The 7,337-nt window shown below is 69.4% G+C and carries 6 protein-coding genes; 4 read left to right on the top strand and 2 right to left on the bottom strand.

Going from position 1 to position 7,337, the window contains the following annotated elements:
* Window positions 1-830: 830 nt before the first annotated feature.
* Window positions 831-1,922 (bottom strand): anthranilate phosphoribosyltransferase, encoded by a 1,092-nt coding sequence (trpD, locus tag A5622_RS03370; RefSeq protein ID WP_066876646.1) that lies wholly within the window; start codon window positions 1,920-1,922, stop codon window positions 831-833.
* Window positions 1,923-2,051: 129 nt separating this feature from the next.
* On the opposite strand from trpD, the gene A5622_RS03365 reads away from it, so the two are divergent.
* The 4 genes from A5622_RS03365 to A5622_RS03350 are packed head-to-tail and all read left to right on the top strand — an operon-like array spanning window position 2,052 to window position 6,510.
* Window positions 2,052-2,663 carry a heme-copper oxidase subunit III gene (locus tag A5622_RS03365; RefSeq protein ID WP_066876644.1) on the top strand — a complete coding sequence of 204 codons (612 nt, stop codon included), beginning with the start codon at window positions 2,052-2,054 and terminating at the stop codon, window positions 2,661-2,663.
* Between the two features lie 29 nt (window positions 2,664-2,692).
* On the top strand, window positions 2,693-3,550 hold the full coding sequence (locus tag A5622_RS03360; RefSeq protein ID WP_066862625.1) for a cytochrome c: 858 nt from the start codon (window positions 2,693-2,695) through the stop codon (window positions 3,548-3,550).
* Between the two features lie 48 nt (window positions 3,551-3,598).
* The gene (locus tag A5622_RS03355; RefSeq protein WP_066862630.1) at window positions 3,599-4,810 is read left to right on the top strand and encodes a ubiquinol-cytochrome c reductase iron-sulfur subunit; all 1,212 of its coding nucleotides are present in this window, start codon (window positions 3,599-3,601) and stop codon (window positions 4,808-4,810) included.
* Complete coding sequence (locus tag A5622_RS03350) at window positions 4,807-6,510, top strand: cytochrome bc complex cytochrome b subunit (protein WP_066862633.1); 1,704 nt, start codon at window positions 4,807-4,809, stop codon at window positions 6,508-6,510. Before A5622_RS03355 ends, A5622_RS03350 begins: the two co-directional genes overlap by 4 nt.
* A 238-nt stretch (window positions 6,511-6,748) precedes the next feature.
* Here A5622_RS03350 and A5622_RS03345 read toward each other — a convergent pair.
* On the bottom strand, window positions 6,749-7,337 hold a 589-nt coding region (locus A5622_RS03345), incomplete at its 5' end, for a DUF2561 family protein (protein WP_066876642.1).

The raw sequence follows: 7,337 nt of genomic DNA, 5'->3' as shown, positions 1-7,337 counted from the left end.
GGCGGTCCAGGTTTCCGCACCGATGGTGGTGGGTGGCGCTGACCGACGAGGCCTTCCCCCGCCTGGCGGTGGTGCGGGCGCCGCGACACGAGCGGGCCGTCGGCCCGTTTCGGGCCCGCGCCGACGCCGCCGACACCGCCGCCCTGCTGGCCCGGTTCACCGGCCTGCGCACCTGCACCAACCGGCTGGGGCGCTCGGCGTTGCACGGGCCGTCGTGCCCCGAGGCGGAGGTGTCGCCGTGCCCGGCCGCGCGCGGCGTGACCGCCACCCAGTACGCCGGCGCCGTCGCGCGGGTCGCGGCGTTGATCGACGGCGCGGACAACGGCACGCTGCGCTCGGCGGTGGACCAGGTCGGCGTGCTCGCGCAGCGGCATCACTTCGAGAGCGCCGCGCGGCTGCGCGACCGCATCGTCACCGCGGTCGAGACGCTGTGGCGCGGGCAGCGGCTGCGCGCGCTGGCGGCGCTGCCCGAGCTGATCGCGGCCGCGCCCGACGGCCAGGGTGGCTATCAGCTGGCCGTCATCCGCCACGGTCAGCTCGCCGCGGCGGGCAGCGCCAGGCGCGGCGTGCCCCCGATGCCGGTCGTCGACGCGATTGTCGCTGGGGCACAAGCGATTCTGCCCACGCCGGGCCCCCTGGGCGGCGCGCTGGTCGAGGAGACCGCGCTGATCACGCGCTGGTTGACCGCGCCCGGCGTGCGCATCGTCAGGGTCGCCGAGGACGGCTGGGCTTCCCCGCTGCGGTCGGCCGGTGCCTGGTCGGCGTGGGCCGCGACGGCCCGCTCGGCGCGGCTGGCCGCAGAACAGGTTGCGGCCCAAGACCTCCGGGACTCAGACCTGCTCGCCGAACCGCACCCATCGCGCGAGCAGGTGTTCGGCCGCACCGGAATCGATGGCCGCGCAGGCGCGGGCCAACCCGTCCTCCCACGCCGGCAACCATTCAGCGCGGCTGGATAACCCGGCGTGCGCGACGATGGCGCCGGCGGCATTGAGCACGACGGCGTCGCGCACCGGGCCCTTGCCGCCGCCCAGCACCGCGCGCACCTCGGCCGCGTTGGCCTGCGCGTCACCGCCCAGCAGGTCGTCGAGATCGGCTCGGGGGAAACCGAATCCGGCCGGATCGAACGTCAGCCTGTCCACCGTGCCCGCCTGCACCCGCCAGATGGTGCTGGTCGTGGTGGTCGTCAACTCGTCGAGCCCGTCGTCACCGTGCACCACCAGCACGCTGGACCGGCGGGCGGCGAACACGCCCGCCATCACCTCGGAGAGGTCAGCGAACGCGCAGCCGATCAAGCCCGCCCGCGGCCGCGCCGGATTGGTAAGCGGCCCAAGGAGATTGAACACCGTCGGCACGCCGATCTCGCGGCGCACCGCGGAGGTGTGCCGGTAGGACGGATGAAACAGCGGCGCGAAGCAGAACCCGATGCCCACCTCGGCGAGGCTGCGCGCGACCTCGTCGGGCCTCAGGTCGATCCGGACGCCGAGCGCCTCGAGCGTGTCGGCGCCGCCGGACAGCGACGATGACGCCCGGTTGCCGTGTTTGACCACCGGCACCCCGGCGGCCGCGGCGACGATCGCCGCCATGGTGGACAGGTTCACGGTGTTGACGCCGTCACCACCGGTTCCCACGATGTCGACGGTGTCGTCGCGGATGGCGGGCATCGGCAACGCGTGGTCGAGCATGACGTCGGCCAGCTCGATGACTTCGGCCGAGGTGGGAACCTTTACCTGCATCGCCACCGCGAAGGCCGCGATCTGGGCCGGGCTGGCGTCGCCGGCCATGATCTGGTCCATGGCCCAGGCGGCCTGCCCGCGGGACAGGTCCTCACCGCCCGTCAGACGCGACAGGACCTGCGGCCACGACGGCGCCGGCGCGCCGGACGGCGCGGCCGGGGACGGCGAAGCGTGCGATGACGAAGCCACGGGCCGATGGTCCCACGAGCACCACACCGGCCCCAACCGTCGAGAGCGACGGGCGCGAGCGCGACGCGCCAGACCTCAATTGCCGCCCCGGGTGGAGTTCAACAACTACAAAGCGTCATACTTGCGTATGTGACCAGCGCTGCCGGGACTTCGGGTACTGCAATTACGTCGCGGGTGCATTCGCTGAACCGACCCAACATGGTCAGCGTCGGCACCATCGTCTGGCTTTCCAGCGAGCTGATGTTCTTTGCTGGCCTCTTCGCGATGTACTTCACCGCTCGCGCCCAATCGGGCGGAAAGTGGCCGCCGCCGCCGACCGAGCTGAACCTATACCAGGCCGTCCCCGTGACATTGGTGCTGATCGCGTCGTCGTTTACCTGCCAGATGGGGGTGTTCGCGGCCGAGCGCGGCGACGTGTTCGGGCTGCGCCGCTGGTACGTGCTCACCTTCCTGATGGGCCTGTTCTTCGTTTGCGGACAGGGCTACGAGTACTACCACCTGGTGACGCACGGGACCACCATCCCCGGCAGCGCCTACGGCAGCGTGTTCTACCTGGCGACCGGATTCCACGGTTTGCACGTCACCGGCGGATTGATCGCCTTCATCTTCTTGCTGGCCCGCACCGCGATGAGCAAGTTCACGCCGGCGCAGGCGACGGCCAGCATCGTCGTCTCGTACTACTGGCATTTCGTCGACATCGTGTGGATCGCGCTGTTCGCCGTGATCTATTTCATCCGATGAGCAGGCGCTGGACGAACAGGAGTGCTCGGTTGAAGAAACTGGGATCGACCCGATCCGGCGCGGCCAAGGCGCCGCAGGCGCAGCGCGACCGTTCGCGGCGGCGGCTGCGTCGCCGGCTGTCCGGCGGCCTGCTGCTGCTGATCGCGCTGACCATCGCCGGTGGCCTGGCCGCCATCCTGACGCCGCGGCCGCAGGTGGCCGTCGCGGACGAGTCGAACTCGGCGCTGCTGCGCACCGGCAAGCAGCTGTTCGACACGTCGTGCGTGTCCTGCCATGGCGCGAACCTGCAGGGCGTGCCCGACCGCGGGCCGAGCCTGATCGGCGTCGGCGAGGAAGCCGTCTACTTCCAGGTCTCCACCGGCCGGATGCCCGCGATGACCGGCGAGGCCCAGGCGCCGCGCAAGGAACCGATCTTCGACGAGGCGCAGGTCGACGCCCTGGGCGCCTACGTGCAGGCCAACGGCGGCGGCCCGACGACGGTGCGCAACCCGGACGGCAGCCTGGCGATGCGCTCGCTGCGCGGCCAGGACCTGGGACGCGGCGGTGACCTGTTCCGGCTGAACTGCTCGTCGTGCCACAACTTCACCGGCAAGGGCGGGGCGCTGTCGTCGGGTAAGTACGCGCCGGACCTCGAGCCCGCCAACGAGCAGCAGATCCTGGCGGCCATGCGGACCGGTCCGCAGAACATGCCGAAGTTCTCCGACCGTCAGCTGTCGTTCGAGGCCAAGAAGGACATCATCGGCTACATCAAGGCGGTGACCGAGGAGCGCCAGCCGGGCGGTTACGGCCTCGGCGGATTCGGGCCCGCACCCGAGGGCATGGCCGCCTGGATCATCGGGATGGTCGCCGCCATCGGGCTGGCACTGTGGATTGGGGCACGAGCATGAGCCGCGCCGAGACGATGCAGAGCGAAGCGATGAGGAGGAGCGGCGCAAATGAGTGAGGCGGACGTTCGCGGCTCTGACACCGGCGGGAGCCCGCAGGGCACCGGCGAGCGCGAGCCCGATGACGCGGCCCTGGCCGCCATGTCGCAGCAGGAACTGGTGGCCCTGGGCGGCAAGCTGGACGGCGTCGAGACGGTGTTCAAGGAGCCCCGCTGGCCGATCGAGGGCACCAAGGCCGAGAAGCGCGCCGAGCGTGGCGTCGCCGTCTGGCTTTTGCTGGGCGGGTTCTTCGGCCTGGCGCTGCTGCTGATCTTCTTGTTCTGGCCGTGGGAGTACAAGCCGAAGGAGGAGGCCGGCAGCTTCCTCTATGACCTGGCCACCCCGCTCTACGGGCTGACGTTCGGGATGGCGATCCTGTCGATCGGCGTCGGCGTCATCCTGTACCAGAAACGCTTTATCCCGGAAGAGATTTCGATCCAGGACCGCCACGACGGCGCCTCGCGCGACGTCGACCGCAAGACGGTGGTGGCGAACCTGGCCGACGCGTATCAGGGATCGACGGTCGGGCGGCGCAAGCTGATCGGCCTTTCGCTGGGGATGGGGCTGGGCGCGTTCGGCCTGTCCACCCTGGTCGCGTTTGCCGGCGGGCTGATCAAGAACCCGTGGAAGCCGGTGGTGCCGACCGCCGACGGCAAGAAGGCCGTGCTGTGGACCTCGGGGTGGACCCCGCGCTATCACGGCGAGACCATCTATCTGGCGCGCGCGACGGGCTCGGCCTCCACCTCGCCGTTCGTCAAGATGCGCCCGGAAGACCTCGACGCCGGCGGCATGGAAACCGTCTTTCCGTGGCGCGAGTCCGACGGGGACGGCACCACCCCCGAATCGCAGGAGAAGCTGCGGGCCATCAACCAGGGTGTGCGAAACCCGGTGATGCTCATCAGGATTCGGCCCACCGACATGGGCCGCGTGGTCAAACGGCAGGGCCAGGAGAGCTTCAACTTCGGTGAATTCTTCGCCTACACCAAGGTGTGCTCGCACCTGGGCTGCCCCGCATCGCTGTACGAGGAGCAGTCCTACCGGATCCTGTGCCCGTGCCACCAGTCGCAGTTCGACGCGCTGCACTTCGCCAAGCCGATTTTCGGGCCGGCCGCGCGTGCGTTGGCGCAACTGCCGATCACCATCGACACCAACGGGTATCTGGTCGCCAACGGCGACTTCGTCGAGCCCGTCGGACCGGCATTCTGGGAGAGGACGACAACATGAGTCCGAAACTGAGTCCCCCGAAGATCGGCGATGTCCTGGCCCGTCAGGGCGAGGACATCGACACGCGTTATCACCCGTCGGCCGCGGTGCGCAGACAGCTCAACAAGGTCTTCCCCACGCACTGGTCGTTCCTGCTGGGCGAGATCGCGATGTACAGCTTCATCGTGCTACTGCTCACCGGCGTCTACCTGACGCTGTTCTTCGATCCGTCCATGGCCGAGATCACCTACAACGGCGCCTATCAGCCGCTGCGCGGCGTGGACATGTCGAAGGCCTTCGCGTCGACCCTCGACATCTCCTTCGAGGTGCGCGGCGGATTGTTCGTGCGTCAGGTCCACCACTGGGCCGCGCTGATCTTCTCCGCGTCGATCATGGTGCACCTGGCCCGCATCTTCTTCACCGGCGCCTTCCGGCGGCCGCGTGAGGCCAACTGGGTCATCGGTTCGCTGCTGCTGATCCTGGCCATGTTCGAGGGCTACTTCGGCTACTCGCTGCCCGACGACCTGTTGTCCGGCATCGGGTTGCGCGCCGCGCTGTCCTCGATCACGTTGGGCATGCCGGTGATCGGCACCTGGCTGCACTGGGCCCTGTTCGGTGGTGACTTCCCCTGCGGTGGCGTCGGAAACGAATGCGCCACAGCGGGTTACATCATCCCGCGGATGTACGCCCTGCACATCCTGCTGCTGCCCGGGATCATCCTGGCCCTGATCGGGCTGCACCTGGCCATGGTGTGGTTCCAGAAGCACACCCAGTTCCCCGGCCCCGGCCGCACCGAGCACAACGTGGTCGGCGTGCGCGTGATGCCGGTGTTCGCGGTCAAGTCCGGCGCGTTCTTCGCCGCGATCGTCGGCGTGCTGGGCCTGCTCGGTGGTCTGCTGCAGATCAACCCGATCTGGAACCTGGGCCCCTACAAGCCATCTCACGTCTCGGCCGGTTCGCAGCCGGACTTCTACATGATGTGGACCGAAGGCCTGGCCCGCATCTGGCCGCCGTGGGAGTTCTACTTCTGGCACCACACCATTCCGGCGGTGGTCTGGGTGGCGCTGATCATGGGTGGGGTGTTCGGTCTGCTGATCGTCTACCCGTTCCTGGAGAAGCGGTTCAGCGGTGACTATGCACACCACAACCTGCTGCAGCGCCCGCGCGACGTGCCGGTGCGCACGTCGATCGGCGCCATGGCGATCGCGTTCTACATGTTGCTGACGCTGTGCGCGATGAACGACATCATCGCGTTCAAGTTCGACATCTCGCTGAACGCGACGACGTGGATCGGGCGCATCGGCATGGTGATCGTCCCGCCGGTGGTCTACTTCATCACCTATCGGTGGTGCATCGGACTGCAGCGCAGCGACCGCGCGGTGCTCGAGCACGGCATCGAGACCGGCATCATCAAGCGGCTGCCGCACGGCGCCTACATCGAGCTGCACCAGCCGCTGGGCCCGGTCGACGACCACGGCCACCCGCTGCCGCTGGCGTACCAGGGTGCGCCCCTGCCCAAGAAGATGAACAAGCTGGGCTCGGGTGGATCCCCCGGTAGCGGCAGCTTCCTGTTCGCCGACCCGGCGTCCGAGGACGCGGCGCTGCGGGAGGCGGCGCACGGCTCCGAGCAACGCGCCCTGACCGCGCTGCGCGAGCACCAGGACGGCCTCAACGGCTCGACGAACGGTTCCACCAACGGCTCGACCAACGGCGAGCACTAGCTAGCCCGGACGGCCCGGCTCCTCATCGGCTTCTTCGTGGCCGACGCGGGAGCCGGGCAATCCTGCACCCGGTCGCGTTGCTTGCGTTGCCCGGTTGCGTGGAGCGCGCCCACAACGCGAGACGTAAACCATTGCGACGACGCACGGCGTGTCGTCGCAACGGTTTACGTGTCGAGTGCGCTGACGCGACGGGACCGGCACATCCTCCCCCGCCTGCCAACCCCGTTGCCGTCGGCGGCTACTGGTCGGCGACGACGCCGCGCAACTGGCGGATGTGCAGCCACTCGACCACCGGCATCGCGGCGGTGATGACGCCGGCGAGCCCATAGCCGAGCCAGGACGCGCCGTCGTATCCGACCGCCATCAGGTAGGTCGCCGCCGCGACCGCGATCAGCGCCGCGCCCATGGTGCCGGTCAGTATCACGGTGCCGCGCAACCACACTCGATCGACCGCCTCGCCCGACCACTCGGCGCCCGATACCGGCGCCGTTTGCACCGTGGCGGCCCGCTCGGGTCCGGTGCGCAGGGCGCCGGTCCCCAGCCGCACCGCAGGTCGTGACGGCCCGCGTGCCGGCGCCGTCATCGCCTGAGCGGCCGGCTCGGACTGCGACATCCGGCGGGCCCGCAACAGGATCGGGATCGCGCCCGCGATGATCAGGGCCGAGACGATGATGACCGCGTACAGCACCCAGGTGGTGTGCGGGCTGCTGGCCGCCTTGTGAAAGCCCCTGCCCAGATCCGCCAGGGCGACGGCGGCCGCCACGCTGACGCCCAGCAGCACCAGGTAAATGGCGGCGCACGCGCCGATCAGGATGCGGTCGATGACC

This window comes from Mycobacterium sp. 1245801.1, from assembly GCF_001673055.1.
GTDB classification, from domain to species: domain Bacteria; phylum Actinomycetota; class Actinomycetes; order Mycobacteriales; family Mycobacteriaceae; genus Mycobacterium; species Mycobacterium europaeum_A.
This window is presented reverse-complemented; position numbering and strand designations above follow the sequence as displayed.

Coding starts and splice junctions, on each gene's coding strand:
- A5622_RS03355 (WP_066862630.1), top strand. CDS start 3,599: ATGAGTGAGGCGGACGTTCGCGGCTCTGACACCGGCGGGAGCCCGCAG.
- A5622_RS03350 (WP_066862633.1), top strand. CDS start 4,807: ATGAGTCCGAAACTGAGTCCCCCGAAGATCGGCGATGTCCTGGCCCGT.